The 25,709-nt window shown below is 71.2% G+C and carries 26 protein-coding genes and 1 tRNA gene; 12 read left to right on the forward strand and 15 right to left on the reverse strand.

Annotation, left to right across the window (positions count from 1 at the left end; genetic code table 11):
• Window positions 1–186: 186 nt before the first annotated feature.
• Window positions 187–861: a Crp/Fnr family transcriptional regulator gene (locus OG580_RS16405; protein ID WP_015034542.1), complete on the forward strand. Its 675-nt coding sequence runs from the start codon at window positions 187–189 to the stop codon at window positions 859–861.
• Window positions 862–930: 69 nt separating this feature from the next.
• Here the strand turns inward: OG580_RS16405 and OG580_RS16410 are convergent, their stop codons facing one another.
• The 5 genes from OG580_RS16410 to OG580_RS16430 form a co-directional block, all read right to left on the reverse strand.
• Window positions 931–1,815, reverse strand: coding sequence for a prohibitin family protein (locus OG580_RS16410; RefSeq protein WP_267044423.1), 885 nt, complete (start codon window positions 1,813–1,815; stop codon window positions 931–933).
• Between the two features lie 205 nt (window positions 1,816–2,020).
• Entirely contained in the window at window positions 2,021–2,851 is an 831-nt protein-coding gene (locus OG580_RS16415; protein ID WP_267044424.1) for an MBL fold metallo-hydrolase, read from the reverse strand.
• Window positions 2,851–3,732: an NUDIX hydrolase gene (locus OG580_RS16420; RefSeq protein WP_267044425.1), complete on the reverse strand. Its 882-nt coding sequence runs from the start codon at window positions 3,730–3,732 to the stop codon at window positions 2,851–2,853. Before OG580_RS16420 ends, OG580_RS16415 begins: the two co-directional genes overlap by 1 nt.
• 256 nt (window positions 3,733–3,988) lie before the next feature.
• Window positions 3,989–4,459: a RidA family protein gene (locus tag OG580_RS16425; protein WP_267044426.1), complete on the reverse strand. Its 471-nt coding sequence runs from the start codon at window positions 4,457–4,459 to the stop codon at window positions 3,989–3,991.
• Entirely contained in the window at window positions 4,456–4,614 is a 159-nt protein-coding gene (locus tag OG580_RS16430) for a DUF4177 domain-containing protein (RefSeq protein ID WP_015034547.1), read from the reverse strand. The genes OG580_RS16425 and OG580_RS16430 overlap by 4 nt, the downstream gene beginning before the upstream one ends.
• Before the next feature lie 73 nt (window positions 4,615–4,687).
• On the opposite strand from OG580_RS16430, the gene OG580_RS16435 reads away from it, so the two are divergent.
• The gene (locus tag OG580_RS16435; RefSeq protein WP_267044427.1) at window positions 4,688–5,650 is read left to right on the forward strand and encodes an ArsA-related P-loop ATPase; all 963 of its coding nucleotides are present in this window, start codon (window positions 4,688–4,690) and stop codon (window positions 5,648–5,650) included.
• On the forward strand, window positions 5,647–7,005 hold the full coding sequence (locus OG580_RS16440; protein ID WP_267044428.1) for an ArsA family ATPase: 1,359 nt from the start codon (window positions 5,647–5,649) through the stop codon (window positions 7,003–7,005). Before OG580_RS16435 ends, OG580_RS16440 begins: the two co-directional genes overlap by 4 nt.
• Before the next feature lie 26 nt (window positions 7,006–7,031).
• On the opposite strand, the gene OG580_RS16445 is transcribed toward OG580_RS16440, so the two are convergent.
• On the reverse strand, window positions 7,032–7,376 hold the full coding sequence (locus OG580_RS16445) for a WhiB family transcriptional regulator (protein WP_015034550.1): 345 nt from the start codon (window positions 7,374–7,376) through the stop codon (window positions 7,032–7,034).
• A gap of 416 nt (window positions 7,377–7,792) precedes the next feature.
• On the opposite strand from OG580_RS16445, the gene OG580_RS16450 reads away from it, so the two are divergent.
• The gene (locus OG580_RS16450; RefSeq protein ID WP_267044429.1) at window positions 7,793–10,021 is read left to right on the forward strand and encodes a transglycosylase domain-containing protein; all 2,229 of its coding nucleotides are present in this window, start codon (window positions 7,793–7,795) and stop codon (window positions 10,019–10,021) included.
• 94 nt (window positions 10,022–10,115) lie between these two features.
• On the opposite strand, the gene OG580_RS16455 is transcribed toward OG580_RS16450, so the two are convergent.
• The gene (locus OG580_RS16455) at window positions 10,116–10,580 is read right to left on the reverse strand and encodes a GatB/YqeY domain-containing protein (protein WP_267044430.1); all 465 of its coding nucleotides are present in this window, start codon (window positions 10,578–10,580) and stop codon (window positions 10,116–10,118) included.
• 74 nt (window positions 10,581–10,654) lie between these two features.
• Between OG580_RS16455 and OG580_RS16460 the strand changes: the two genes are divergently transcribed.
• The 3 genes from OG580_RS16460 (at window position 10,655) to OG580_RS16470 (ending at window position 12,469) form a co-directional block, all read left to right on the forward strand.
• Window positions 10,655–11,593, forward strand: a complete 939-nt coding sequence (locus OG580_RS16460; RefSeq protein WP_267044431.1) for a metallophosphoesterase — start codon at window positions 10,655–10,657, stop codon at window positions 11,591–11,593.
• Window positions 11,594–11,610: 17 nt separating this feature from the next.
• Window positions 11,611–12,357 carry a Pr6Pr family membrane protein gene (locus OG580_RS16465; protein WP_267044432.1) on the forward strand — a complete coding sequence of 249 codons (747 nt, stop codon included), beginning with the start codon at window positions 11,611–11,613 and terminating at the stop codon, window positions 12,355–12,357.
• A 38-nt stretch (window positions 12,358–12,395) separates the two neighbouring features.
• Window positions 12,396–12,469 (forward strand) — tRNA-Pro (locus tag OG580_RS16470).
• 75 nt (window positions 12,470–12,544) lie between these two features.
• Here the strand turns inward: OG580_RS16470 and OG580_RS16475 are convergent.
• The 4 genes from OG580_RS16475 to OG580_RS16490 form a co-directional block, all read right to left on the reverse strand.
• On the reverse strand, window positions 12,545–12,826 hold the full coding sequence (locus OG580_RS16475) for an SHOCT domain-containing protein (RefSeq protein ID WP_267044433.1): 282 nt from the start codon (window positions 12,824–12,826) through the stop codon (window positions 12,545–12,547).
• Between the two features lie 54 nt (window positions 12,827–12,880).
• On the reverse strand, window positions 12,881–13,342 hold the full coding sequence (locus OG580_RS16480) for a DUF6325 family protein (protein WP_267044434.1): 462 nt from the start codon (window positions 13,340–13,342) through the stop codon (window positions 12,881–12,883).
• A 194-nt stretch (window positions 13,343–13,536) separates the two neighbouring features.
• Window positions 13,537–14,415: a glycosyltransferase family 2 protein gene (locus OG580_RS16485; protein WP_267044435.1), complete on the reverse strand. Its 879-nt coding sequence runs from the start codon at window positions 14,413–14,415 to the stop codon at window positions 13,537–13,539.
• 124 nt (window positions 14,416–14,539) lie between these two features.
• The gene (locus OG580_RS16490; protein ID WP_267044436.1) at window positions 14,540–15,142 is read right to left on the reverse strand and encodes a gamma carbonic anhydrase family protein; all 603 of its coding nucleotides are present in this window, start codon (window positions 15,140–15,142) and stop codon (window positions 14,540–14,542) included.
• Window positions 15,143–15,310: 168 nt separating this feature from the next.
• Between OG580_RS16490 and OG580_RS16495 the strand changes: the two genes are divergently transcribed.
• Window positions 15,311–16,435, forward strand: coding sequence for a serine/threonine-protein kinase (locus tag OG580_RS16495; protein ID WP_267044437.1), 1,125 nt, complete (start codon window positions 15,311–15,313; stop codon window positions 16,433–16,435).
• A 36-nt stretch (window positions 16,436–16,471) separates the two neighbouring features.
• Here OG580_RS16495 and OG580_RS16500 read toward each other — a convergent pair whose 3' ends face one another.
• Complete coding sequence (locus tag OG580_RS16500) at window positions 16,472–16,753, reverse strand: hypothetical protein (protein ID WP_267044438.1); 282 nt, start codon at window positions 16,751–16,753, stop codon at window positions 16,472–16,474.
• Window positions 16,754–16,891: 138 nt separating this feature from the next.
• Here OG580_RS16500 and OG580_RS16505 point away from each other — a divergent pair, with 138 nt between their 5' ends.
• The gene (locus OG580_RS16505; RefSeq protein WP_267044439.1) at window positions 16,892–18,730 is read left to right on the forward strand and encodes an alkyl/aryl-sulfatase; all 1,839 of its coding nucleotides are present in this window, start codon (window positions 16,892–16,894) and stop codon (window positions 18,728–18,730) included.
• 46 nt (window positions 18,731–18,776) lie between these two features.
• Here OG580_RS16505 and OG580_RS16510 read toward each other — a convergent pair whose 3' ends face one another.
• A complete protein-coding gene (locus OG580_RS16510) occupies window positions 18,777–19,784 on the reverse strand; it encodes a YdcF family protein (protein WP_267044440.1) in 1,008 nt (335 codons plus the stop codon).
• A gap of 52 nt (window positions 19,785–19,836) precedes the next feature.
• On the reverse strand, window positions 19,837–21,180 hold the full coding sequence (locus tag OG580_RS16515; RefSeq protein WP_267044441.1) for a tetratricopeptide repeat protein: 1,344 nt from the start codon (window positions 21,178–21,180) through the stop codon (window positions 19,837–19,839).
• A gap of 384 nt (window positions 21,181–21,564) precedes the next feature.
• Here OG580_RS16515 and OG580_RS16520 point away from each other — a divergent pair, with 384 nt between their 5' ends.
• Together OG580_RS16520 and OG580_RS16525 are read left to right on the forward strand one after the other, a co-directional pair.
• Window positions 21,565–22,596 carry an Lrp/AsnC family transcriptional regulator gene (locus OG580_RS16520; RefSeq protein WP_267044442.1) on the forward strand — a complete coding sequence of 344 codons (1,032 nt, stop codon included), beginning with the start codon at window positions 21,565–21,567 and terminating at the stop codon, window positions 22,594–22,596.
• A gap of 49 nt (window positions 22,597–22,645) precedes the next feature.
• On the forward strand, window positions 22,646–22,939 hold the full coding sequence (locus tag OG580_RS16525; RefSeq protein WP_267044443.1) for a DUF6191 domain-containing protein: 294 nt from the start codon (window positions 22,646–22,648) through the stop codon (window positions 22,937–22,939).
• Window positions 22,940–22,972: 33 nt separating this feature from the next.
• Here OG580_RS16525 and OG580_RS16530 read toward each other — a convergent pair whose 3' ends face one another.
• Window positions 22,973–23,803: a bifunctional 2-polyprenyl-6-hydroxyphenol methylase/3-demethylubiquinol 3-O-methyltransferase UbiG gene (locus tag OG580_RS16530; RefSeq protein ID WP_267044444.1), complete on the reverse strand. Its 831-nt coding sequence runs from the start codon at window positions 23,801–23,803 to the stop codon at window positions 22,973–22,975.
• A gap of 62 nt (window positions 23,804–23,865) precedes the next feature.
• Between OG580_RS16530 and OG580_RS16535 the strand changes: the two genes are divergently transcribed.
• Window positions 23,866–25,692 carry a prolyl oligopeptidase family serine peptidase gene (locus tag OG580_RS16535; protein ID WP_267044445.1) on the forward strand — a complete coding sequence of 609 codons (1,827 nt, stop codon included), beginning with the start codon at window positions 23,866–23,868 and terminating at the stop codon, window positions 25,690–25,692.
• Window positions 25,693–25,709: the final 17 nt, after the last annotated feature.

Genomic DNA, 25,709 nt, shown 5'->3' on the forward strand with positions numbered 1-25,709 from the left:
CCGGCCAGCCTAGGGGCCACTGCTGACATCCGCCTTGGGCATGGCCGATCGGACCCCAATCGGGCCCCTGCCGTACGGACCGGTAGCCAAGTGCGTCAAACTTGTTGTGATTGATCGCACTGTTTTGTGCGTCCGGCATCATGGGACCCAGGTCCTTTGAGCAGGTCGACAGTATGGAGAGAACTCGTGGACGACGTTCTGCGGCGCGCCCCGCTCTTCGCGGCGCTCGATGACGAGCAGGCCGCCGAGCTGCGCGCCTCGATGAGTGAGGCGACGCTCGCCCGTGGCGACGCGCTGTTCCACGAGGGCGATCCCGGTGACCGCCTGTACGTGGTCACCGAGGGCAAGGTGAAGCTGCACCGCACCTCCCCCGACGGCCGCGAGAACATGCTGGCGGTCCTCGGCCCCGGCGAGCTCATCGGTGAGCTGTCCCTCTTCGACCCGGGCCCGCGCACCGCGACCGCGACGGCGCTGACCGAGGTCAAGCTGCTCGGTCTGGGCCACGGCGACCTCCAGCCCTGGCTGAACGCCCGCCCCGAGGTGGCCACCGCGCTGCTCCGCGCGGTCGCCCGCCGGCTGCGCAAGACCAACGACCAGATGTCCGACCTGGTCTTCTCCGACGTGCCGGGCCGTGTCGCCCGTGCGCTCCTCGACCTGTCGCGCCGCTTCGGCGTGCAGTCGGAGGAGGGCATCCACGTCGTCCACGACCTCACCCAGGAGGAGCTGGCCCAGCTGGTCGGCGCCTCCCGCGAGACGGTCAACAAGGCGCTCGCCGACTTCGCCCAGCGCGGCTGGCTGCGCCTGGAGGCCCGCGCCGTGATCCTGCTGGACGTGGAGCGCCTCGCGAAGCGCTCGCGGTAAGCACCCTCGTACGCGAAAGGCCGCCCCGGTCGTCGGACCGGGGCGGCCTTTCCGTACGTCAGGGTGCGGTCAGCGCTTCGAGCCGTCCACGATCACCGGGGCCGAGCCACCGTTCCCGCAGGGCACGGTGTAGATCGCGTTCTTGGCCGCGGCCTCCTTGAACGCGTCGATGCACTGGTTCATGAGGACCTTGTCCGTCAGCGAGTTGTTGAGGATCTTGTTGGCGCGGGCGATGCCCTCCGCCTCGATCCGGCGCCGGTCGGACTCGGCCTGGGCGGTACGGGCGGCCTCAAGGGCGCGCTCGGTGGCCTGCTGCTGCTGGATCTTGCGGTCGATCTGGCCCTGGAGCGAGTCCGAGGGCTTCACGTTGCGCAGGTTCACCGTGGTCACGTCGATGCCTCGCGGGACAAGGCGCTCCTTGATCAGGGAGCCGATCTCGGCGTTGATCTTCTCGCGGTCGGAGGCGTACCCCTGCTCGCTCGTGTAGCGGGCGAAGACGTTGCGGACGATCTCCCGGCTGTCCGGGTAGACGAGCCGCTGCTGGATGGCGTCCTCGCTGCCCGCGAGCTTGTACAGCTCGACGGACTTGGACGGGACGACGGCCCACTTCACCGTCACCTCGGCGTACATCACGCCGCCCTGCGAGGAGCGGACCTCGACCACGTCCTTGTCGGAGAGGTTGAGGTCGACGGGGCGGGTGGAGAAGGTCGTGACGTCGGTGAACGGCGACTTCACGTGCATGCCCGAGGTCATGGGCGAGCCGACCTTGCCGAAGGCGACCGGAACACCGACCTCGTACGCGCTGATCACGTAGGTCATGCTGACGGCCAGCGAGAAGAGGCCGGCGACCACCGCGCCGACGGCGCCGAGCTTCAGCCCCGTCGAGTCCTGCGAGCGGGCGACGAAGAAGAGCACCACTGCGGCGATGAGCAGCAGAATGGCGATGACGAACACGGGCGATCCCCCCGAAAGCTACGGCCAGAAGTAAGCGGAGCGTAAAGCACGGGTCAAGGACATCGAAGGGTCGGGGTCGGCCTCGGGACAGGATCGTGACGTCCCCGGAACCAGCTCCGCCCCGTACTGCCCCGCCCTGCCCCGCCTGCCCCGCCTGCCCCGCCTGTCCCGAGCCGTCTACGCCAGGCCGCCCAGACCGCCCCGCCTACGCCAGGCCGCGCTCCCGCAGGTACTCGAGCTGCGCCCGTACGGACAGCTCGGCCGCCGGCCACAGCGAGCGGTCCACGTCCGCGTACACGTGCGCGACGACCTCCGCCGCCGTCCGGTGGCCGCTCTCGACCGCCGACTCCACCTGGGCGAGCCTGTTCGCCCGGTGTGCCAGATAGAACTCCACGGCCCCCTGAGCGTCCTCCAGGACCGGCCCGTGCCCCGGCAGGACCGTGTGCACGCCGTCGTCGACGGTGAGCGAGCGCAGCCGCCGCAGCGAGTCCAGGTAGTCGCCGAGCCGCCCGTCCGGATGCGCGACCATCGTCGTCCCGCGGCCCAGGATCGTGTCGCCCGTCAGCACCGCCCGGTCGGCGGGCAGATGGAAGGAGAGCGAGTCCGAGGTGTGCCCGGGCGTCGGGACGACCCGCAGCTCCAGGCCGCCGACCGACACCACCTCCCCCGCGCCGAGCCCCTCGTCGCCGAGCCGCAGCGCCGGGTCGAGGGACCGGACGGCGGTCCGGGTCAGCTCGGCGAACCGGCCTGCGCCCTCCGCGTGGTCCGGGTGGCCGTGGGTCAGCAGGGTGAGCGCGACCCGCTTGCCGAGCTTCTCGGCGGTCTCGACGACATGGCGCAGATGGCCCTCGTCGAGCGGGCCCGGGTCGACGACGACGGCGAGGTCGGAGCCGGGCTCGGACAGGAGCCAGGTGTTGGTGCCGTCGAGGGTCATCGCGGACGCGTTCGGGGCCAGGACGTTCACGGCGCGGGCGGTCGCCGGGCCGGAGACCACGAGCCCGCGCGGCTGCCCGGGCAGGGCGGCGGCGTCGCTCATCACGCGCCCCCGGCCGGGATGATCTTGGTGAACTCCTCGTGCCCCGGCCAGCTCAGGACCAGCTCGTCACCCTCCAGGCGCGCCTGCGCGAGCACGGGGGTCATGTCCTGGGCCCCGGCCGCCTCCAGCGCCTCGGCGGCCGTGCCGTACGGCTCCAGGGCCCGCAGGGTCGAGATCGTCGGCGGCATCATCGTCAGCTCGCCCCGGTCGTACCCGGCCGCGGCATCCGCCGGGCGGATCCAGACCGTACGGTCCGCCTCCGTGGAGGCGTTCCGGGTGCGCTGCCCGGCCGGGAGGGCGGCCACGAAGAACCACGTGTCGTACCGCCGCTGCTCGAACTCCGGGGTGATCCAGCGCGCCCACGCGCCGAGCAGGTCCGAGCGCAGGACGAGCCCGCGCCGGTCGAGGAAGTCGGCGAAGGACAGCTCCCGGGCGACGAGCGCCTCCCGGTCCCGCTCCCAGTCCTCGCCCGTGGTGTCGCCGACCACGGTCTCCGCGGTCTCCCCGGCGAGCAGGACGCCCGCCTCCTCGTACGTCTCGCGTACGGCGGCGCAGACGACGGCCTGGGCCTGGGCGGCGTCACCCTCGTCGAACCCGAGGCGCGCGGCCCACACGGCGAGGGAGGGCCCGGCCCAGCGCACCGGCTGCTCGTCACGCGGGTCGACCCCACCACCGGGGTAGGCGTACGCGCCGCCCGCGAAGGCCATCGAGGCGCGACGGCGCAGCATGTGGACGTCGGGGCCCGCGGCCCCGTCCCGCAGGAGGAGGACGGTGGCGGCGCGGCGGGGGCTCACCGGGGTGAGCTCGCCCGCGGCGAGGGCCCGGATGCGGTCGGGCCATTCCGGCGGGTACCACTGACCGTTCGGCTGAGCATTCGACATGGGCGGATGCTATGCGCAAGCACCGAAATGCACGAGGGCCGGTCGGCGCGACGGCACGACGACGGGCGCGACGGCACGGCGCCACAGCGGCCGACGCGACAGCGGCCGACGCGACGGGCCCGACGCCATGACGGCGACCGCGACAGCCCGACGCCACGACAGCGAGCACAGCGCCCCCACGCCACGGCAGCGGCCGACGCACGAGAGCCGGCCCCCTCGCCCTGAGGGGACCGGCTCTTCACGGAATGACGGGAGGTCAGGCCTCGACGAGCTCCACCTGGACCTCGACCTCGACCGGCGCGTCGAGCGGCAGCACGGCCACGCCGACGGCGCTGCGCGCGTGCACGCCCTTGTCCCCGAGGACCGCGCCGAGCAGCTCGCTGGCGCCGTTGATGACACCCGGCTGCCCGGTGAAGTCGGAGGCGGAGGCGACGAAGCCGACGACCTTCACGACCCGCTTGATCCGGTCCAGGTCACCCGCGACCGACTTCACGGCCGCGAGCGCGTTCAGCGCGCAGGTGGCCGCGAGCTGCTTGGCCTCCTCGGCGGTGACCTCGTCGCCGACCTTGCCGGTCACCGAGAGCTTGCCCGCGACCATCGGAAGCTGGCCCGAGGTGTAGACGTACACGCCCGACTGCACGGCCGGCTGGTAGGCGGCCAGCGGCGGCACGACCTCCGGCAGGGTCAGTCCGAGCTCGGCGAGCCTCGCCTCGACGGCCCCGCTCACGACTTGGCCCGCTTCAGGTAGGCCACGAGCTGCTCGGGGTTGTTCGGCCCGGGCACGACCTGGACGAGCTCCCAGCCGTCCTCGCCCCAGGTGTCCAGAATCTGCTTCGTCGCGTGCACCAGAAGCGGCACGGTGACGTACTCCCACTTGGTCATGGAGCCGACTGTATCCGCTGCCGCGGGGCGGCCTCTTGATTGGGCGCCGCCGCCAGTGGTTAGGCTCGACAGCGTGAGCAGGCTCCAGGTCGTCAGCGGCAAGGGCGGTACCGGTAAGACGACGGTCGCCGCCGCCCTCGCGCTCGCCCTCGCGACGGAGGGGAAACGTACCCTCCTCGTCGAGGTCGAAGGCAGACAGGGCATCGCACAGCTCTTCGAGACGGAGTCGCTTCCGTACGAGGAACGCAAGATCGCCGTCGCCCCGGGCGGCGGCGAGGTGTACGCGCTGGCGATCGACGCCGAGCGCGCGCTCCTCGACTACCTCCAGATGTTCTACAAACTGGGCAGCGCGGGGCGGGCCCTGAAGAAGCTCGGCGCGATCGACTTCGCGACGACGATAGCCCCGGGGGTACGGGACGTCCTGCTGACCGGCAAGGCGTGCGAGGCGGTCCGGCGGCGCGAGAAGCACGGCGGCCACACCTACGACCACGTGGTCATGGACGCGCCGCCCACCGGCCGCATCACCCGCTTCCTCAACGTCAACGACGAGGTGGCGGGCCTGGCGAGGATCGGCCCGATACACAACCAGGCGCAGGCCGTCATGCGGGTCCTCAAGTCGCCCGAGACGGCGGTCCATCTGGTGACCCTCCTGGAGGAGATGCCGGTCCAGGAGACGGCCGACGGCATCGCGGAGCTCCGCGCGGCCGAACTGCCGGTGGGGCGGGTCGTGGTGAACATGGTCCGCCCGCACGTCCTCGACGGGGCGGCGGTACGGGCCGCCTCCGGCGACCACCGGGACGCGATCGCGCGGAGCCTGGCCTCCGTCGGCGTCACGGGCGGCACGCGCCTGGTCGAGCCGCTCCTCGACCAGGCGGCCGAGCACGCCCGGCGGGTGGAGCTGGAGCGCGAGCAGCGCGCGGTCCTGGACGGCATCGGCGTGCCCTCGTACGAACTCCCCTTCCTGGGGGACGGCGGGGACATCGCGGGGCTCTACCGACTGGCGAAGGAACTGCGTAAGCAAGGGGTGGGCGCGTGACGGAGAAGCCGGCCGCCGAGAGCGGCCTCGACGCGGTCCCCGTCCTGGAGATCGACCCGCTCATCGACGACCTGGGCACCCGCATCATCGTCTGCTGCGGCGCCGGCGGGGTCGGCAAGACGACCACGGCGGCCGCCCTCGGCGTACGGGCGGCCGAGCGCGGCCGGCGGGTCGTCGTCCTCACCATCGACCCGGCGCGCCGGCTCGCGCAGTCGATGGGCATCGACTCCCTCGACAACACGCCCCGCAAGGTCGAGGGCATCAAGGCCTCCGATGGCGGCGAACTGCACGCCATGATGCTCGACATGAAGCGGACCTTCGACGAGATCGTCGAGGCGCACGCGGACCCCGGGCGGGCCCGGGCGATCCTGGAGAACCCCTTCTACCAGTCCTTGTCGGCCGGATTCGCCGGTACGCAGGAGTACATGGCGATGGAGAAGCTGGGCCAGCTCCGGGCGCGCGACGAGTGGGACCTGATCGTGGTCGACACGCCGCCGTCCCGCTCCGCCCTGGACTTCCTGGACGCGCCGAAGCGGCTCGGGTCCTTCCTCGACGGGAAGTTCATCAAGCTGCTCATGGCCCCGGCGAAGGTGGGCGGCCGGGCCGGCATGAAGTTCCTGAACGTCGGCATGTCGATGATGACGGGGACGCTCGGGAAGCTGCTCGGGGGTCAGTTCCTCAAGGACGTGCAGACCTTCGTGGCGGCGATGGACACGATGTTCGGCGGTTTCCGGACCCGCGCCGACGCCACGTACCGACTGCTCCAGGCCCCGGGCACGGCGTTCCTCGTCGTCGCCACGCCGGAGCGGGACGCGCTGCGCGAAGCCGCGTACTTCGTGGAGCGGCTGGCCGCCGAGGCGATGCCACTGGCCGGTCTCGTCCTCAACCGTGTCCACGGCAGCGGTGCCGCCGGCCTCTCGGCCGAGCGGGCGCGGGCCGCCGCGGAAAATCTTGACGAGGGGCGCATGACGGATCAGGCGGGCGGGAAGACTGCACGGAGTGGCTCCCCGGCCACGTCGCCCGAGCTGTCAGACCTCGCCACCGCCGCCGCATCTTCTTCCGTATCCCCGGCTGCCCCCACAGCCGAACCGGCCGCACAGCGCACAGCCGCAGACACCGTCACAGAGGCGGACACAGACACGGACGTACGACATCTCACCGCGGGACTCCTACGCCTGCATGCCGAGCGCATGCGGGTGCTCGCGCGTGAGCAGCGCACGCGGAACCGCTTCACCGCCCTCCACCCCGAGGTGGCGGTGGTCGAAGTGGCCGCCCTGCCCGGCGATGTGCACGACCTCGCCGGGCTGCGGGCCATCGGTGACCGGCTCACGACCGGGCATACGCCCTCGACCTGAGCCCCTGTCCCCGTACGCGTCGGGGTCTATCCGACCGCGGCGTACGCCTCGTACGTCGCGTCGTCCTCGATCGCCACGGGCAGCAGGCCCGCACCGCGCTCGTACTCCGTCCGCGCGGTCTCCAGGAGCCGGCGCCACGAGGTGACGGTCGGCCGTCGGCGCAGCAGGGCGCGGCGCTCTCGCTCCGTCATGCCACCCCACACGCCGAACTCCACGCGGTTGTCGAGGGCGTCGGCGAGGCACTCGGTCCGCACCGGACATCCGGTGCACACCGCCTTTGCCCTGTTCTGTGCCGCTCCCTGCACGAAAAGTTCATCCGGATCGGTAGTGCGGCAGGCCGCCTGCGCACTCCAGTCAGCTACCCAGCCCATACCGGCGCCGTCCTCTCCCGAATCGAGGCTCCCCCACGGCGGCAGCGGCATATTCACCGCTGCCAGTTGGGACGTTACGGAAGGTAGGCACAGCGCAACACCCCCTTCGGGCCCAATCTTGAATGGCCCGAACGGACTATGCGTACGCGTCAGATCACCCAGGGGAGTGATCGAAGGACATGCGTGTGATAGGGGACATATCCAGCGAATATGCCCTTACTTGCCGGAGCCACTTCGGGCACCGAGTGACGCATGAGCCGGAAACGGACACGAGCTTCCCGCGTTTCGGGGTCACGGGAATTCACGCCGAAGTCACGCACGGGTCTTGATGCGAGACCACACTGCTGTGACAGTTGTGAGCAGCTTAGGCCAAGGCATATACGCGTGTCCGGCGAATGAGAACGTAGGCTGCCCCCATGGCAAAGAAGCGCTCGGGCGGTGGTCTGACCGGGACCCAGCAGGCCGCCAAGTTCCTCGGTGTCAGTGTGCTCGCAGGAGCCGTGCTGGCGGGCATCGCCCTGCCCGCGGCCGGAGCACTCGGACTCGCCGCGAAGGGCACGGTCGAGGGGTTCGACGAGATCCCCTCCAACCTGAAGACCCCGCCGCTGAGTCAGCGCACCACCATCCTCGACGCCGAAGGCGGTCTCATCGCCACGGTGTACTCGCGGGACCGGAAGGTCGTCCCGCTGGACAAGATCTCCCCGTACATGCAGAAGGCGATCGTCGCGATCGAGGACGGACGCTTCTACGAGCACGGGGCGATCGACCTCAAGGGTGTGCTGCGCGCGATCAACCGCAACGCGCAGTCGGGCGGTGTCGCGCAGGGCGCGTCCACCCTCACCCAGCAGTACGTGAAGAACGTCTTCGTCGAGGAGGCGGGTGACGACCCCGAGAAGGTCGCGCAGGCCACCCAGCAGACCATCGGCCGCAAGGTCCGCGAGCTGAAGTTCGCGATCCAGGTCGAGGAGGAGCTGGGCAAGAAGAAGATCCTGGAGAACTACCTCAACATCACGTTCTTCGGGCAGCAGGCCTACGGCATCGAGGCCGCCTCCCAGCGGTACTTCTCCAAGCGCGCCGCCGACCTGACCCTGGGCGAGGCGGCGATGATGGCCGGTCTCGTCCAGTCGCCGAGCCGCTACGACCCGATCAACGACATCCAGGAAGCCACGAAGCGCCGCAACGTGGTCCTCCAGCGGATGGCCGACGTGAAGGACATCAGCCAGGCGGAGGCGGACAAGGCGAAGGCCGCTCCGCTCAAGCTGAAGGTCAAGACGCCGAAGAACGGCTGCATCACCGCCGTCGACGGCGCCGGCTTCTTCTGCGACTACGTCCGCAAGACGATCCTCAGCGACCCGACCTTCGGGAAGACGGCCGAGGAGCGGCAGAAGCTGTGGAACCTCGGCGGTCTCACCGTCAAGACCACGCTCGACCCGCGCGCGCAGGCCGCCGCCAACGAGGCCGCCGTCGCGAAGATCAACAAGGACGACCCGGTCGCCGCCTCGGTGGTGCAGGTCCAGCCCCGCACCGGCCGGATCCTGTCGATGGGCCAGTCCCGCCCGTACGGCCTGGACCAGAAGCAGCACCAGACCACGCTCAACCTCGCCGTCGGCAGCAAGATGGGCGGCACCACGTACGGCTTCCAGGTCGGCTCGACCTTCAAGCCGATCACGGCCGCGGCGGCGCTGGAGAAGGGCCTGAGCCCGGCGCAGACCTTCGACACCCCGTGGAAGATCCACATCCCGGAGAGCGACTACACCCGCTGCGACGGGAAGCCTGCCGGGTACGCCGACTGGGAGATCGGAAACGAGCTCGAGTCGGAAAAGGGCATGTACGACATGACGAGTGCCCTCGGCAAGTCCATCAACACCTACTTCGCGAAGCTCGAGCAGATGGCGGGCCTCTGCGAGACGATCACGATGGCGAAGAAGGTCGGGTACGAGCGCGAGCTCGGCAAGAAGCTCCAGCAGCTGCCGTCCGTCACCCTCGGCGCCCAGGAGAGCACCCCGCTCGACATGGCGAGCGCCTACGCGACCTTCGCCAACCGGGGCATCTACTGCACCCCGGTCGCCATCGAGTCGGTCAGGGCCGCCAACGGCGACAAGCTGAACGTGCCGCAGACCAAGTGCACGCGGGCCATGAGCGACCGCACCGCCGACATGATCAACCAGATGCTCAAGGGCGTCGTCGAGGACGGTACGGGCCAGAAGGCAGGCCTCAGCGACCGCGACAACGCGGGCAAGACCGGTACGACCAACGACCGCAAGGACGCCTGGTTCGTCGGCTACACCCCGAACCTCTCCACCGCCGTCTGGGTCGGTGACGACGTCGGCGAGAAGAAGTCGATGTACGACATCACCATCGGCGGCGAGTTCTACGACAAGGTCTGTGGTGGCTGCCTCCCCGGCCCGATCTGGCGGATCGCGATGACCGGCGCCCTGAACGCCTCCGAGACGCCGGGCTTCACCCCCATCGCCGTACCGCGGGCCAAGCCCAAGGAGGAGAAGAAGGAAGGCGACAAGCCGAAGAAGCCGGGCGACGCCAAGCCGGGCGACACGAAGCCGCCGACCGACCCCTTCCCCGGGATCACGCTCCCGCCGGACCTGATCGGCGGCGGTGACGGCGGCCGCGGCCGCGGAAACCGCTGAACCGCGCGATCCGCTGAAACACTGAAGCGCTGATACGAGGAAGGGCGCCCCACTCCGGTGGGGCGCCCTTCCTCGTACGTACTCGGCGGACGGATCAGCCCGCGAGCAGCTTCTTCACGGAGGCGGCGACGCGGCCGCCCTCGGCCTGCCCGGCCACCTTCGGGTTCACGATCTTCATGACGGCGCCCATGGCACGCGGCCCCTCGGCACCCGCCGCCTTCGCCTCCTCGACGGCCGCCGCGACGATCCCGTCGAGCTCCTCGTCGCTGAGCTGCTTCGGCAGGTACGCGTCGAGGAGGACGCCCTCCGCCCGCTCCCGCTCGGCGGACTCGGTGCGGCCGCCCTGGGCGAAGGCGTCCGCGGCCTCGCGGCGCTTCTTCGCCTCCTTGGCGATCACCTTCAGCACCTCGTCGTCGGAAAGTTCGCGCTTGGACTTGCCCGCGACCTCCTCCATGGTGATCGCGGTGATGGTCAGCCGCAGGGTCGAGGAACGCAGTTCGTCGCGCCCCCTGATCGCGGCGTCGAGGTCGGCCTTGAGCTTCTCCTTGAGCGTGGTCATGGGGTCAAGTGTGGCAGGTGCCCCACCCCACCCGCCCGCACATTTCCGCCCGTCGGGTCTGCGACGATGGTGCGATGCGCGCACGGTACGGGATCCCCCTGAAGATCACGGCAGGCCTCACGGCGACGGCTGCGGCCGGACTCGTCTACGCGGCCGGCTTCGAGGCCCGCTCCTTCCGGCTCCGCCGCGTGACCGTGCCCGTCCTCCCGCGCGGCATGCGCGACCTGCGGGTCCTTCAGGTCTCCGACATCCACATGGTCAGCGGCCAGGGCAAGAAGCGGGCCTGGCTCCAGTCGCTCGCCGGCCTCCGCCCGGACTTCGTCGTCAACACCGGCGACAACCTCTCCGACCCCGACGCCGTGCCGGAGGTCCTGGACGCGCTCGGCCCGCTGATGGAGTTCCCGGGCGTGTACGTCTTCGGCTCCAACGACTACTACGGACCCCGGCTGCGCAACCCCGCCCGGTACCTGAGGGAGAAGGCCCAGGGCCGTCACGGCCTCAACGGCAACAAGCCCGTCGTCGGCGCCGTCCACAACCCGTGGGAGGGCATGCGGGACGCCTTCGACGCGGCCGGCTGGGTGAACCTCACCAACACGCGCGGCACGCTCAAACTGCCCGAGGCCCAGCTGGCCTTCACCGGCCTCGACGACCCGCACATCAAGCGCGACCGGTACGAGCGCGTGGCCGGCGGCCCCGACACCGCGGCCGACTTCACGATGGGCGTCGTCCACGCCCCGTACCTGCGCTCCCTCGACGCCTTCACGGCGGACGGCTACGAGCTGATCCTCGCCGGACACACCCACGGCGGACAGCTGTGCATCCCCTTCTACGGGGCGCTCGTCACCAACTGCGACCTGGACACCGACCGGGTGAAGGGGCTGTCGACCCACACGGTCGGCGACCGGAACTCCTACCTGCACGTCTCGGCCGGCTGCGGCACGAACCGGTTCACCCCGGTCCGCTTCGCCTGCCCGCCGGAGGTCACCCTGCTCACGCTGACGGCCCGCGCCTGACCACCTACGGTGGGGGAATGCTCACGCCTCACTCCGCCGACTCCTCGTCCGTGCCGGCCTCCGCCGTCATACCCCCCGCCCTGCGCCGCCCCTACGCAGCGGCGTTCCGGGGCCTGATCGCGCTGTGCGCGGCGACGGGCCTCGTCATCGAGTGCGTCCACGGGAACGTGTTCGTCGTCCTGAGCTTCTTCACGATCTGGTCGAACATCCTGGTCGCCGTGGTGTTCGGCTGGGGTGCCCTCCGCGCCTGGAACCGCCGCCCGCCACTCCCCGCCCTGTGGACCGGCGGCGCCCTGCTCTGCATCACGGTCGTCGGCCTCGTCTTCCACCTGGTCCTCGACAACGAGGCGAGCGAGTTCAACCAGGCCGCCGAGATCGCCCGCCTGACCGGCGCGAAGGCCGTCGCCAACCAGCTCCTGCACACGGTCACCCCGATCGGCGCGGTGCTCGACTTCCTCCTCCTCACCCTCCCCGGCGCCCTCCGCTGGCGCCACGCCGCCCAGTGGCTCGCGGCCCCCGGCCTCTACTTCGCCTTCGCCCTGGTCCGCGGCGAGCTGATCTCCCCGGACGCCCCGACCCGCTACACGTACCCGTTCCTCGACGTCACCGCCCACGGCTACGACGGCGTCCTCACCAACGCCGTCGTGCTGGGCGCGGGCTTCTACGTCCTGGGCCTGGCGATCGTCGCTCTCGATCGTGTCCGACCTGCGGTGCGGCTCTCCGAAAACCGGATTTCTCCTCAGAGCGCGCGTGGGCTAAAGTAAGCGATGTCGCCGCGACGTGAAGAACAGAGCAGCGACATCGGGGTGTAGCGCAGCTTGGCAGCGCGCTTCGTTCGGGACGAAGAGGTCGTGGGTTCAAATCCCGCCACCCCGACAGCCGTAAGACCAGGTCAGGGGCCTGATCCGCGAAAGCGGGTCAGGCCCCTGAGTGGTTTCCGGAGGGCGGTGGTCACGAGGCGAGGATCCGGCTCTTCTGAGTCGCGAACTCCTCCTCGGTCAGTACGCCTTGTTCCTTCAGCTGTCCGAGTTCCTTGAGCTGCTCGAGCTTGTTGCTCATGTCGTCGACCGGTGCGGCGGGCGCCGGCGCCGGGGGTGCCGGTGCACGCTGTTCGGGTGCCGGTTCCTGCTGGGCCCAGCGTCCCGCCTGGCGCCGTGAGACCCGGTTGGAGACCGCGGTCGCCGTCCCGGCCACCACGGCGGTGCGTGCCACCCCTCGAAGAAGTCCTGGCATGTCGGTCCTCCTTGTTTCTGCCGAGTGAGTCCGCCCGCTCGGACATCGGGGGCGTCAGGCAGCGGGCCTGTCACCCTCTGCCGCCTCCGCGGCTTCGAGCGAGGCCAGGAGGGCTTGTACGGGGATGCGTCCGCCCGCGACGAGTTGTGCACCGCCGCGCCGCAGGGCTCGCGCGAGGGGCGCGGCCCAAAGGTTCTCGTACACCAGGATTCCGGCCGCGTTGCCGGGTTCCAGCGCCATCCCTGCCTCGTCGAGGTCGCTCTGGCCCAGAAGCCCGGACGAAGCACCCTCGAACACGGACAGGTCGAGCCGGCCGTCACCGTCCAGATCCGCCAGCTCCAGAGCGACGACACTCCCGTCGTCGTCCTTCCGTACGAACAGGAGGTCGAGAACGCGGATGACGCCGCGGTCCACCAGGTCGAGCAACAGGGGGAAGCCCTCACCCGTCATGCGGTTACCCGGGAACTCGATGACCAGGAAGTCGACCGGTCCCATGTCTTCGATTACGTCGCTCATGGCCACTCCGTACACGCCGCTCGCAGGACTTGGCCGCGCCCGGCCTCATCCCGCCGTATCCCGCCGGGCATGGTCGGACGGAGCTCTCCATCCATTGCAGCATTCGCCAGAACGCTTCGCATGTGCACGAAAGCACGAGAGAGGGGCGTCGGCCGGCTCGTGGGGTCGGCCGACGTCGCTCCGTACGGCACCCGCTAGATGATCGGCGGGCGGCCCAGCCGGGTCATGCGGCCCACCGTGGACCAGCGCATGGGGCGGCGCGGGCCGCAGGGGCGGCGGACGCCCTCCGCGAAGCCGCCGAACCAGGCCGCGAGGCCCGGCAGGGAGCGGGTCCGGGCCAGGGTCAGGAGGGTCCAGACGCCGAGGTAGACGGGGACCAGCAGGACGGGCAGGTTGCGCTTGGCCAGCCAGACGCGGTTGCGGGCGGTCATCCGGTAGTAGACGGCGTGCCGGGCCGGGCTGGTCTTGGGGTGCTGGAGCAGGAGTTCCGGCGCGTAGAGGACCTTCCAGTCCGCGTCGAGGGCCCGCCAGGCGAGGTCGGTCTCCTCGTGGGTGAAGAAGAAGTCCTCCGGCCAGCCGCCGATCCGGTCGAGCATCGGCATCGAAAGACCGTGGCCGCCACCGAGGAACGTCGTGACCTCGCCGCCGAGCAGCGGGTCCTTCGCCCCGAGGCGGGGGACGTGCCGGCGCTGCGTCTCGCCGGTCTCGTCGGCGATGCGGAACGAGACGATCCCGAGTGCGGGGTCGGCCTCGTACAGGTCGGCGAGGCGGCGGAGGACGTCCGTGTCGACGAGCAGGCCGTCGTCGTCGAGGTCCACCACCACGTCGACGTCACCGAACGCGCGCAGCGTCTCGATGGCGACGTTCCGGCCGCCCGACACTCCCCTGTTCTCGGGGAGTTCGACACCGGTGACGCCCTCGGGGAGCTCCGGGAGCGATCCCGCGCCGTTGCCGACGACGACGATCCGGGCGGCCGGCTCGTCCTGCCGCGCCACGGCGTCGAGCAGGGCCCGCAGCTCGTCGGGGCGCGAGCCCATCGTCAGTACCGCCACACCCGTACGCGGTCGTGTCACGACCCACTCCGTCCCACGCTCACCGACAACACTCGCCCCGGACGCACTCCGGGCCGTGATGCTAACGGTCGGGAGACACCTTCCGTTCACCCGCATCACGGATGTCGTCCACCCCGGGGAGGCGTCAGAGCGTGCGGTCGTCGCGGTGGCGGCCCAGCGCGCGGCCGAAGCGCTCGGAGACGGACGGCATGATGCTCTCCCCCTCCGCCGGCCGGTCCAGACCGAAGACGTAGCCGGGGAAGTCCAGCTCCTTCTGTGTCTCCCAGATCTCGCCGTGGTCGTTCGACGGGAGGATCCGCGCCGGGTTCCCGACCGCGACCCAGCCGATCGGGACCGTGGCGTCGGCGGGGAGCACGGTCCGCAGGTGCACGACGCCGTTGATACGGACCTCCGAACGCGCCCCGATCCTCGCCCCGTTGAACACCCGGCTGCCGGTGGCGAGGAACACCTCGTCCTCCACCGCACAGCCGGTGAGGTAGGAGGTGGGTCCGACCAGGACGTGCCGTCCCAGGGTCAGGGGGTCGCGGCGGGTGCCGCGCAGGACCGCGTTCTCCATGACGATGCAGCCCTCGCCGAGCTCGACCGGACCACCCTCGGCGGTCAGTACGGCTCCGAAGAGGATCCGGCAGCCCGCGCCGACGCGTACGTCACCGGAGAGTGTCGCCGTCGGGGCGACGTACGCGGTGGGGTGGACGGTCGGAGCGTGGCCTTCGTGTTCGATCAGCATCCCGCCATCATGCCCAGGAGGGGGCGGGGAGTGGTGGGAGGCGGTCCGGAGGGGACGCGCGGCGAAGAGTGTCTTCGTGCGGCTCTACGCTGGTTCCCTTCCGTCAAGTTGATCGATCGTCGAAAGGGTGGTCTCCAGGTGCTGGTCGCGGACCGATATCGGCTTCATGTGTGTATCGGCCGGGGCGGCATGGGCGAGGTGTGGCAGGCCACCGACGAGGTCCTGGGCCGGCCCGTGGCCGTGAAGCTGATGCTGGGCCACGGTTCCGACCCGTCCGCGGCCGACCGCTTCCGGCTGGAGGCGCAGACCGCCGCGCGGCTGAGCCACCCGCACGTGGTGGGCGTCTTCGACTTCGGTACGTGGGACGGAAAGCTGTTCCTCGTCATGGAGTTGGTCGAGGGCGACAGCCTCGCGGGCAGCCCGGCCGATCCGATGGTCCTGCCGGCCGAGCGGGTGGCCGTGGTCGCCGCCCACGCCGCCGCCGGGCTCGCGGCCGCCCACCGGCAGGGTGTCGTGCACCGCGACATCAAGCCGGGGAACCTGCTGGTCGACGCCGAGGGCACGGTGAAGCTGGCCGACTTCGGTATCGCGCGGTTCGTCGACGACCCTTCCGGTGCGCTCACGACGACGGGCCAGATCGTCGGTACGGGGCTGTACCTCGCGCCCGAGCGGGCCCTCGGCCAGTCCGCCTCGTCGGCCTCCGACGTGTACTCGCTGGGGTGTGTGCTCTACCAACTCCTCACCGGAAACCCGCCGTTCCGCGCGGACACGGCCACGGCCCTGCTGTACCAGCACATCGACACCGCGCCGGTGCCGCCCGGCCGGCTGGGCGTGATGCTGCCGCCCGCCTTCGAGACGTACCTGCTGAGCCTGCTGGCCAAGCAGCCGGAGCAGCGGCCCTCGGCGCAGGCGATCGCGGACTGGTTCTCCTCCGGCGCCTGGCGCGGCTACCCCCAGCCGCCCCAGCAGAACCACCCGAATCAGCAGAGCCACCAGAACCAGCAGATTCAGCAGGGTCACCGGCCCCAGCAGGCGCAGCAGATGCAGCAGGGTCACCGGCCTCAGCAGCCCCATCAGCTCCAGCAGCCTCAGCCGGCCCATCAGCCCCAGCGTCACGCCCCGCACCAGCCTGCGCCCGCGCCCGTCTCCCGGCGGCGTGAGCGTCCGGCCGCCGCCTCCACCGGCGGCGGTCTCGCCGAGTTGTCGCGGCGCCGTCCCCGTAAGACGGCGGCCGTCGCCGGGGCCATCGCCTTCGTCGTCTTCCTGGTCATCGGCATGGCCTTGCTCTCCTGAGCCGGGGCGGGCGGGCCGTGCGGCGGCCTCGGAGGCTCAGTACAGTCTCGGCGGCATCACATGCGGCTCCCCGTCCGCCGTCGCGAGCAGCAGGCAGCGCGGTACGCCGGGCCCCGGGGTCGCCCGTACGGACACGGCCGTCGGCGGGTCGGTCGGCAGCTCGACCGGGACCGTGACCGGCCGGTCGTCCTTCGTCGTGGCGTACCCCGTCTCCTTGCCGTCGACGAGAACCTCGACCACAGGGGTGTGACCGGTCTGGACGGTCACGGAGATCGAGTGCCCGAGATGGTCGATGTGGAAGTGGTGGCGTCGCCTCATGGGTCACCTCCGTACCTCCAGAGTAGGTACGGAGTGCCGCTCCCGCCGTCTCCCGGCTCCGAAGTGCGGTCGTAGTGCCCCGGTGTTCAGATGGACTCGAACGCCGATCAGCGCTGCGCGGAACGGAGCACCTGGCACATGAGCGACACTCTGCCCTCCTTCGACGACACCACCGACTTCGACAACGCGGACCGGGGCTTCATCGGCGCCCTCGTCCCCGGCTCGGTCACGGCCGCCGACGGCCGCACGATCTGGGACGGGGACGTCTACGACTTCCTGAAGGCGGACTGCCCCGACACCGCGCACCCCAGCCTCTGGCGCCAGGCCCAGCTCTGCGCCCGTCAGGGCCTGTACGAGGTCACCGGGGGCATCTACCAGGTGCGGGGCCTCGACCTGTCGAACATGACGATCGTCGAGGGCGAGCGCGGGATCATCGTCATCGACCCGCTGATCTCCACCGAGACCGCCGCCGCCGCGCTCGCGCTCTACAAGGAGCACCGCGGCGAGCGGCCCGTCACCGGTCTGATCTACACGCACTCTCACGGCGACCACTTCGGCGGTGCCCGCGGGATCCTGCCCCACGGCACCGAGGACGGGGTGCCGATCATCGCCCCGGCCGGCTTCCTTGAGCACGCGGTCAGCGAGAACGTGTACGCGGGCAACGCGATGACCCGCCGCGCCGCCTACATGTACGGGGCGAACCTCCCGAAGTCCCCGGACGCCCAGATCAGCGCCGGGCTCGGCCAGACCACCTCCCTCGGCACCATCAGCCTCATCCCGCCGACCGTGGACATCACGGAGACCGGCCAGGAGGTGACGGTCGACGGCGTGCGGATCGTCTTCCAGCTCACGCCGGGCACCGAGGCCCCGTCCGAGATGAACTTCCTCTTCCCCGACCAGCGCGCCCTGTGCCTGGCCGAGAACGCCACGCACAACATGCACAACATCCTGACCCTGCGCGGGGCCGTCGTCCGCGACTCCCGCATCTGGTCCGCCTACCTCGACGAGGCGGTCGAGTACTTCCACGGGCAGTACGACGTCGGCTTCGCCTCCCACCACTGGCCGACCTGGGGCCACGACAACGTGGTGCGGTTCCTGACCGAACAGCGCGACCTCTACGCGTACATGCACGACCAGACGCTGCGGCTGCTCAACGAAGGCCTCACCGGCCCGGAGATCGCCGAGCGGATCGAGCTGCCGCCGGCCCTGGCCACGTCCTGGCACGCGCGCGGCTACTACGGCTCGCTCAGCCACAACGCCAAGGCGATCTACCAGCGCTACCTGGGCTGGTTCGACGGGAACGTGGCCCATCTCTGGGAGCACCCGCCGGTCGAGACCGCGAAGCGGTACGTGGCCGTGGCGGGCGGCCCCGCCGAGACCCTCGCCAAGGCCCGCGAGTACGTCGACGCGGGCGACCTGCGGTTCGCGGCGACCCTGCTCAACCACCTGGTCTTCGCCGAACCCGGGAACGTCGAGGCGAAGGAGGCGCTCGCCGCGGTCTACGACCGGCTGGGGTACGGCTCCGAGAACGGCACCTGGCGCAACTTCTACCTCACCTCCGCGCTGGAGCTCCGCGAGGGCATCGTCAAGACGGACCTCGACCTGACCAACCCCGAGATGGCGATGGCCCTCACCGTCCCCATGCTCATCGACTCGATCGCCGTACGGATCGACGGGCCGCGCGCCTGGCACGACGACCTGACCGTCGACCTGGTCCTGACGGACGGCCCCACGGGCGCGGGGACGCGCCGACGTCTCACCCTGCACAACGGCGCCCTCACCCACCGGGAGATCTCCGAGCCCCGGACCCCCGCCGGGCTCACGCTCACGCTGGCCAAGGCGCAGCTCCTCGGCCTGCTGGCCGGCCGGAGCATCGAGGAGCTCGGGATCGGGACGGAGGGCGACCCGGCGCTGCTCGGGCGTCTCTTCTCGTACGTGACGAAGCCCGACCCGCAGTTCCCGATCGTCACGCCGTGAGCGGCCGGTCCCACCCGGACCGCCGGGAGCGGCGCGCACCGGACGGTCAGCGCACGAGCCACGCCAGTATGCCGAGCAGGATCAGCGCCGCGCAGATCCCGAGGTTCACCACCTTGTACTGGAGGAACACCGCGGCGAACTCGCGGATGGTCGCGGACGGCCAGAAGTAGGCCGCGGTGGGCGAGCCCACCACCTGGCCGTCCACCCCCACGCGGCGGGCCATCAGCGCGGCCCGGAAGGCGTGGAAGTTGTTGGTGACGATCACGCAGGAGGAGCCGGGCCTTTCGCGCTCCATCAGCTCCTTGCTGAAGAGCATGTTCTCCTCGGTCGTGCGCGAGCGGTCCTCGCGCACGACCGAGGCGGCCGGGAAGCCGCCCTCGACGAGGTAGTCGGCCATCGCGTGCGACTCGGGCAGCGCCTCGTCGGGGCCCTGGCCGCCGGAGGTGATGAGGACGGGCGCGTCCCCGCCGCGCGCGGCCAGCGTCTCGTACACCTGCCGGCCTCGGTCCAGACGGCTCGCGAGGAGCGGCGGCACGCGGCGGCCGCCGATCAGCCCGGAGCCGAGGACGACGACGTAGTCGGCGTCGCGACGGATCCGCATCCGGCCGTACAGGAACGCGTAGCCGACGAAGCAGAGGAAGAGGAACGAGACGTAGCCGAACACGAGCAGGGTGGTGACGACGATCAGTCCCAGGGCCCGCGAGTGCGTGACTACGGCGGCGATCATCAGACCCATCACGCCGAACATGCCGAGGCCCGCGAGGAGCGACAGCAGGTTCGCCGGACGTCTGCCCTCCTTGCGGACCATCTTCACCCCGTTCGCGCAGAGCAGTCCGGCGAGGACGATCGGGCCGAGGCCGAGGACGAGCAGCACCAGGATCATCACGGTCTCGGAGACACCGGGCGGGGCGGCGTCGATCTCCAGGAGGAGCCCGATCCCGAGCGCGGTGACGGCCAGGCCGAGGTGGACGGCATTGCCGAAGCGGCGCCGGTCCCGCAGCACACCGGCCCCGAAGAGCAGCAGGAAGACGGCGGCTACGACGAAGGCGAACATTCCGACATCGTAGACACCGCCACCGACAACCCGGCCGTCACCGGACCATCCGTCAGGCCTCACCCGCCAGCGCGAACAGGCCCAGCCGCGCGCCCTCTTCGTACGCGCGGCGCAGTTCCAGGTCGCCGAACAGGGCCCGCAGAGCCTCGTCGACGCGCACCCGCGCCGTCACGCAGTACGTCGCCGGCCGGTACGAGATGTCGAAGACGGAGGCTCTGAACAGGTCGACCGCGCCCAGGAGATGGGCGCCGTCGGCGGGCCGGCCGCCCACGACCCGCATCTGGGCGAGGAGTTCGGCCGCGCAGGCCGCCCCCACCGCGGAGCCGAGCGTCAGATGGCCGAGGAGCGCCCGCCGGGCGTGCTCGGCGGCCCGCTCGCGTTCTCCGTCCCAGGCGAGGAGTTCGGCCCGGGCGTGGTGCGCCCAGGCGTCGGCCCACAGGTCACGGCCCGCCCAGGTCCGGCGGCCCGTCGTGTCCAGGAGGAGCTGGTCCAGGGCCTCCTGGGCCGCCTCCGGGTCGGTCCGGCTCAGGGTGAGCGCGAGCGCGGCCCAGCACAGCTCCCGGGTCGGCCCGAACTCCGGGTGCTCCCCCATCAGGGACAGCGCGTCCCGGAACTCGACCGCCGCCTCACGGGTACGCCCCTGGTAGAGGGCGGTCGCGCCGCGCAGATGGGCCAGCATCGCCAGGCACCGGTCGTCCCCGTCCCGTACGGCCGCCGCCCATGCCTGGACGAGGAGCGGGTCGGCGTCCTCGGGGCGGCCCGACTCCAGCTCCAGGTAGGCGGCGAGCCACAGGGCTCGGGCGGACGGCTGTCCGGAGTGCAGGGAGAGGGCGTGACGCAGCCGGGTCCTGCCCTCGGCGACCCGTCCGCAGGCCAGCCACAGGAACCACAGGGAGACCGCGATCTCGACGGCCGTGTCGGCCTCGGCGCTCGGCGAGAGCGGTGCGGTCGTCGGGTCCATGGCGGCGGCCAGGTCCGGGAGCTCGCGCAGGGCGAGGTTCCTGGCGTCGACCTGCCGTCCGCTCTGCCACCAGTCGGCGGCCTGCCGGGCCAGTTTCACGCACCACCTCCGGTGGTGCAGGACGACGGCCCAGCGGTTGCCGCGTTCGGTGAGCCGGCGGGCGCCGACGGCCCGCATCGGGTGCGGCATCCAGTAGCGGGGGGCGCCGTCCTCCCCGTCGAACAGGTCGTCCACGGGGAGGAGCGCGAGGGGCGCGAGCCGGTCGAGGACGGTCTGGATCTCCTCCGAGGGGAGTGTGCCGGAGGCACAGACCTCGCGGACGGCCTCCCGGCCGAAGGCGCCCTCGAAGACGGAGAGCCGTTCCCACAGGAGGCGTTCGGCGGGGCCGCACCGCGCGTAGCCGCGTTCGGCGGCCGCCAGTTGGTCAGGACTCACGGGCTCACCCCACAGCAGCTCCGGCTCCGCCTCCGGCGACTCGCCCGCCTCTACGGCCCCGGAATTCCCGGGACCGGCGAACCTCGCCGCACTGCCCGCGCTTCCCGCGCTCCTTGTACTCCTCGCACTCCCCGTATTCCTTGTGCTCCCCGTACTCCTCGAACTCCTCGGGTTCCTCGGACTCCCCATGTGCCCCATGGATTCCATCCCCCGTACCATCCTGTCCTATTCTGTCCTGTCCTGGTCATGTCCGATTCTGTGACTTATGCCAGCCTTAATGGCGAACAATCGCCAGCACGGCTTGAATGCATATGCCTCAGTCCACATCCTGGGGCGCCCTGGTGCCCACATCCACGGTTTTCCAGGGATCGGCCAAGGAGGCATATGCACACCGGGGAATCCGTCCTGGGAGAGGCGGATCTGTCACTGATCCACGCACTGCAGATCGCTCCGCGCGCGAGCTGGACCCAGCTCTCGACCGTCCTGGGATCGAGCCCCGACACGCTCGCCCGACGCTGGGACCACCTCACGGCCGGGGGGTACGCGTGGAGCTCCCTGATCAGGGTTCCCCAAGGGGAGGGCGCGCTGTACGCGTGGGTGGAACTCGACTGCGTCGCGGGCGACACCGAGGCCACCGCGATCGCGCTGGCCCGCGACCCGTACACCCTCGCCGTCCACCAGGTGACCGGTGAAGCCGATCTGCTCCTGCTCGTGCGCTGTCCCGACCTGTACGCGTTCGACGCCTACCTCACCAACCGGACCCGGCGGCTGCCCGGGGTGCTGCGGACCCGTACGCAGATCGTCACCCGCATGCACAACCGCATGTTCCAGTCACGGATCGAGCAGCTCACCCCCGGTCAGGCACGGCACCTCAGGGAGGTCACGGGCGCGGACCGGCGGGCACGCGCGCAGGCGCGCGGTAATCCGCCGCTCGCCGAGCTCGACCGGCGGCTCATCGCCGAGCTGGCCGGCGACGCCCGCCGCAGCGCCGCCGAACTCGCCCGCCAGTGCGGTACGAGCGAGTCGACGGTCCGGCGCAGGCTGGACGCCCTCGCGGGGAGCGGGGCGCTCCATCACCACTGCCTGCCGGCCCCCAGGTTCTCCGGACGCCCGGTGTGGGCACTGGTCACGGCCGACGCCCCGCCGCTGGACGTGGCGGCGACGGTGGCGGCGCTGACCCGGCTGCGGACGTCCCGCCTGATCACCTCGGTCACCGGGCGCCACAACCTGGCCCTCTCCATGTGGCTCCGCACGGTCGACGAGCTCCACGACGTGACGGCGGCGATGACGCGGGCCTCCCCCACGCTGCGGATCACGGGCACCTCGCTCTCGCTGCGCACCCACAAGGTGGGTGCGCAGGTGATCGGCCCGGACGGGCGGCGGACCCACCACATACGGCCGGACCCGGGCCACTGAGGCCCACCGGTCTGTTCCCCCGCGCCGTTCCGCGTGTTCTCATGGCGCCATGGAGTTCGCCGTGTTCGTGACGCTGCCCGGACTGGTCATCCTGCTGACCGTGATCGCCTTCGCCGACCAGCTGCTGCGGGCGACCGGGCGCGGCAAGCGCACCGGCCAGGTCTCCTCCACGGGCTTCGAGCAGCTGCACGCGACGTTCTCGCCGGGCAAGCAGAACGAGCTCAAGCAGCGGCAGAGCTCCCTGGTGATGCGCGACGACGAGGAGGACGGCGCCCCGCCGCACCACTCGACCGTGGATCTGCGGGGCGGGCGCGCCGTCATCAGGCTCGGCAGGCAGGCCTAGGGACAAGACACTCCCCAGGGGCCGTCCTGACGATCAGGCCGGGCGGGACGCCTTGATCGAGTACATCATCGGGATCCGCGGACGGTCCGCCGGGAAGCGGTAGTAGCCGTCCTCGTGCCGCTGGAGCGCGCCGTAGCGCGGGAACAGCGAGGCCTCGTGCTCGTGCAGGAACTCGATCCTGAGGCCGGCCTTCGCGATCGCCGTGACGACCTCGCCGACCGGGTGCACCCACTCCACGCTGCGGTTGTGGACGGTTTCGGCGTCGAGGTCCGCGTACGTGCCCGGCGTGGTGTCCACCCACGGCTCGCGGACGAAGTAGTCGTGCACGATCCGCGAGCCGGTCTCGTCGTCGAGCGAGTCCGTCAGCGGATGGAACTCGGCCACGTAGAGGAAGCCGCCCGGGGCGACGAGCGAGGCGGCGGTCTCCGCCCAGCGCTCTATGTCGGGCAGCCAGCACAGCGCCCCGGTCCCGGTGTAGACGATGTCGTACGAGCTGTCCGGGACGGCCTCCGCGGCCTCGTACGCGTCGGCGGCGACGAAGGCCGCGCGGTCCTGCGAGTAGCCGAGGTCGGCGGCGAGCGAGCGGGCGGTCTCGACGGCCGGCTCGGAGAAGTCCAGACCGACGACGTGCGCGGCGCCGTGCCGGGCCCAGGAGAGCGTGTCCAGGCCGATGTGGCACTGGAGATGGAGCAGGGAGCGCCCGGTGACGTCACCGACCTCCGCGAGCTCGAAGTCCCGCAGGGCGTCCTTGCCCGCGCGGAAGGAGTCGAGGTCGTAGAACGTGCTGGCCGCGTGGATCGGGACGCGCTCGTCCCAGCGCGCGCGATTGCCCTCGTGCCAGTCTTCAGGGGTCGGGGAGTACATGTTCGCGAGGTTATCCACAGGTTGCGGAGGACGCGACCGGATTGACGGCCGCGCGGAGCATGATGGGTGCCATGACTGAGAGCAAGGACTTCACCCAGACCCCCGTGTGGGAGCAGCGGTTCCGCGCGCCGCGCGTCTCCCTGCCCGAGTGGGCCGAAGAGGCCCCGGACCGCTCGCTGTTCTCCTCCAACGCCACCGGGACGTACGAGCTGTACGCCTGGGACCGGGCGAGCGGCGAGCAGCGGCAGGTCACGGACCGGCCGAACGGCACGACGGACGGGACGCTTTCCCCCGACGGCGCGTGGATCTGGTGGTTCGCGGACACCGACGGGGACGAGTTCGGGGTGTGGATGCGTCAGCCGTTCGCGGGCGGTGCGGACGAGCCCGCCGTGCCCGGCCTCGCCGCCTCCTACCCGGGCGGTCTCTCCATCGGCCGTGAGGGCACCCTCGTGATCGGCTGCTCCACGGACGAGGACGGTTCGACGATCCATCTCGTACGGCCCGGGGCCGACGCCCCGGTCGAGATCTACCGGCACCCGGAGTCGGCCGGGGTCGGCGACCTCTCGCACGACGGCTCGCTGATCGCGATCGAGCACACCGAGCACGGGGACGCGATGCACTCGGCGCTGCGTGTGCTGCGCGCCTCGGACGCGAGCGTGCTGGCCGAGCTCGACGACACCAAGGACGGCACGGAGGAGCTCGGGCTCGCCGTCCTCGGCTTCGCCCCGGTGGCGGGCGACGCCCGGCTGCTCGTCGGGCACCAGCGGCGCGGCCACTGGGAGCCGATGCTCTGGGACGTGGTGACGGGCACCGAGACCGACCTCCGGCTCGACCTGCCGGGCGACGTGTCGGCGGAGTGGTACCCGGACGGCTCCGGTCTGCTGATCGTGCACAGCTTCGAGGCCCGCAGCGAGCTCTTCCGGTACGAGATCGCCACCCGCGCCCTGGTCCGGGTGGAGACCCCGGCCGGTTCGGTGCAGAGCGCGACGGCCCGGCCCGACGGCAGCGTCGAGTACCTGTGGTCCTCGGCCGCCGAGCCGCCGGTGGTGCGCTCCACGGACGGCGGGATCGTCCTCGACCCGCCCGGCCACAAGGCGCCGCCGTCGGTGCCGGTGGAGGACGTGTGGGTGGACGGGCCCGGCGGCAGGGTCCACGCGCTCGTGCAGCGCCCCACGGAGGGCGAGGGGCCCTTCCCCACGATCTTCGAGGTGCACGGCGGTCCCGCCTGGCACGACAGCGACGCCTTCGCCTCGGGCCCGGCGGCCTGGGTGGACCACGGGTACGCGGTGGTGCGGGTCAACTACCGCGGCTCGACGGGATACGGCCGGGAGTGGACGGACGCCCTGAAGCACCGGGTCGGTCTGATCGAGCTGGAGGACGTCGAGGCGGTCCGCGCGTGGGCGGTGGCGAGCGGCCTCGCCGACCCGTCCCGGCTGATCCTCTCCGGCGGCTCGTGGGGCGGCTACCTCACGCTCCTCGGTCTGGGCACCCAGCCGGACGTCTGGGCGGTCGGCCTCGCCGCGGTCCCGGTCGCGGACTACGTCACGGCGTACGAGGACGAGATGGAGGCCCTCAAGGCGCTGGACCGGACGCTGCTCGGCGGCTCGCCGGAGGAGGTGCCCGAGCGGTACGCGGCCTCGTCGCCGCTGACGTACGTGGACGCGGTGAAGGCCCCGGTGCACATCACGGCCGGCGTCAACGACCCGCGCTGCCCGATCCGGCAGATCGACAACTACGTGGACCGGCTGGCTGCCCGCGACGCGGTCCACGAGGTGTACCGGTACGACGCGGGCCACGGCTCGCTCGTGGTGGAGGAGCGGATCAAGCAGGTCGCCCTGGACCTGGCCTTCGCCGCGAAGCACCTGGGTACCCGGCCGTCGGGGAGCTGATCCCGCTTGCGTACCGT

The organism is Streptomyces sp. NBC_00094, from assembly GCF_026343125.1.
Taxonomy (GTDB): Bacteria; Actinomycetota; Actinomycetes; order Streptomycetales; family Streptomycetaceae; genus Streptomyces.

Bases quoted from the DNA above. Each gene is read 5' to 3' on its own strand.
- OG580_RS16415 (WP_267044424.1), bottom strand. From the start codon at position 2,851: ATGAGCGACGCCGCCGCCCTGCCCGGGCAGCCGCGCGGGCTCGTGGTC.
- OG580_RS16420 (WP_267044425.1), bottom strand. From the start codon at position 3,732: ATGTCGAATGCTCAGCCGAACGGTCAGTGGTACCCGCCGGAATGGCCC.
- OG580_RS16430 (WP_015034547.1), bottom strand. From the start codon at position 4,614: ATGACCAAGTGGGAGTACGTCACCGTGCCGCTTCTGGTGCACGCGACG.
- OG580_RS16445 (WP_015034550.1), bottom strand. From the start codon at position 7,376: ATGGGCTGGGTAGCTGACTGGAGTGCGCAGGCGGCCTGCCGCACTACC.
- OG580_RS16450 (WP_267044429.1), top strand. From the start codon at position 7,793: ATGGCAAAGAAGCGCTCGGGCGGTGGTCTGACCGGGACCCAGCAGGCC.
- OG580_RS16455 (WP_267044430.1), bottom strand. From the start codon at position 10,580: ATGACCACGCTCAAGGAGAAGCTCAAGGCCGACCTCGACGCCGCGATC.
- OG580_RS16460 (WP_267044431.1), top strand. From the start codon at position 10,655: ATGCGCGCACGGTACGGGATCCCCCTGAAGATCACGGCAGGCCTCACG.
- OG580_RS16465 (WP_267044432.1), top strand. From the start codon at position 11,611: ATGCTCACGCCTCACTCCGCCGACTCCTCGTCCGTGCCGGCCTCCGCC.
- OG580_RS16475 (WP_267044433.1), bottom strand. From the start codon at position 12,826: ATGCCAGGACTTCTTCGAGGGGTGGCACGCACCGCCGTGGTGGCCGGG.
- OG580_RS16480 (WP_267044434.1), bottom strand. From the start codon at position 13,342: ATGAGCGACGTAATCGAAGACATGGGACCGGTCGACTTCCTGGTCATC.
- OG580_RS16490 (WP_267044436.1), bottom strand. From the start codon at position 15,142: ATGCTGATCGAACACGAAGGCCACGCTCCGACCGTCCACCCCACCGCG.
- OG580_RS16500 (WP_267044438.1), bottom strand. From the start codon at position 16,753: ATGAGGCGACGCCACCACTTCCACATCGACCATCTCGGGCACTCGATC.
- OG580_RS16505 (WP_267044439.1), top strand. From the start codon at position 16,892: ATGAGCGACACTCTGCCCTCCTTCGACGACACCACCGACTTCGACAAC.
- OG580_RS16510 (WP_267044440.1), bottom strand. From the start codon at position 19,784: ATGTTCGCCTTCGTCGTAGCCGCCGTCTTCCTGCTGCTCTTCGGGGCC.
- OG580_RS16520 (WP_267044442.1), top strand. From the start codon at position 21,565: ATGCACACCGGGGAATCCGTCCTGGGAGAGGCGGATCTGTCACTGATC.
- OG580_RS16525 (WP_267044443.1), top strand. From the start codon at position 22,646: ATGGAGTTCGCCGTGTTCGTGACGCTGCCCGGACTGGTCATCCTGCTG.
- OG580_RS16530 (WP_267044444.1), bottom strand. From the start codon at position 23,803: ATGTACTCCCCGACCCCTGAAGACTGGCACGAGGGCAATCGCGCGCGC.
- OG580_RS16535 (WP_267044445.1), top strand. From the start codon at position 23,866: ATGGGTGCCATGACTGAGAGCAAGGACTTCACCCAGACCCCCGTGTGG.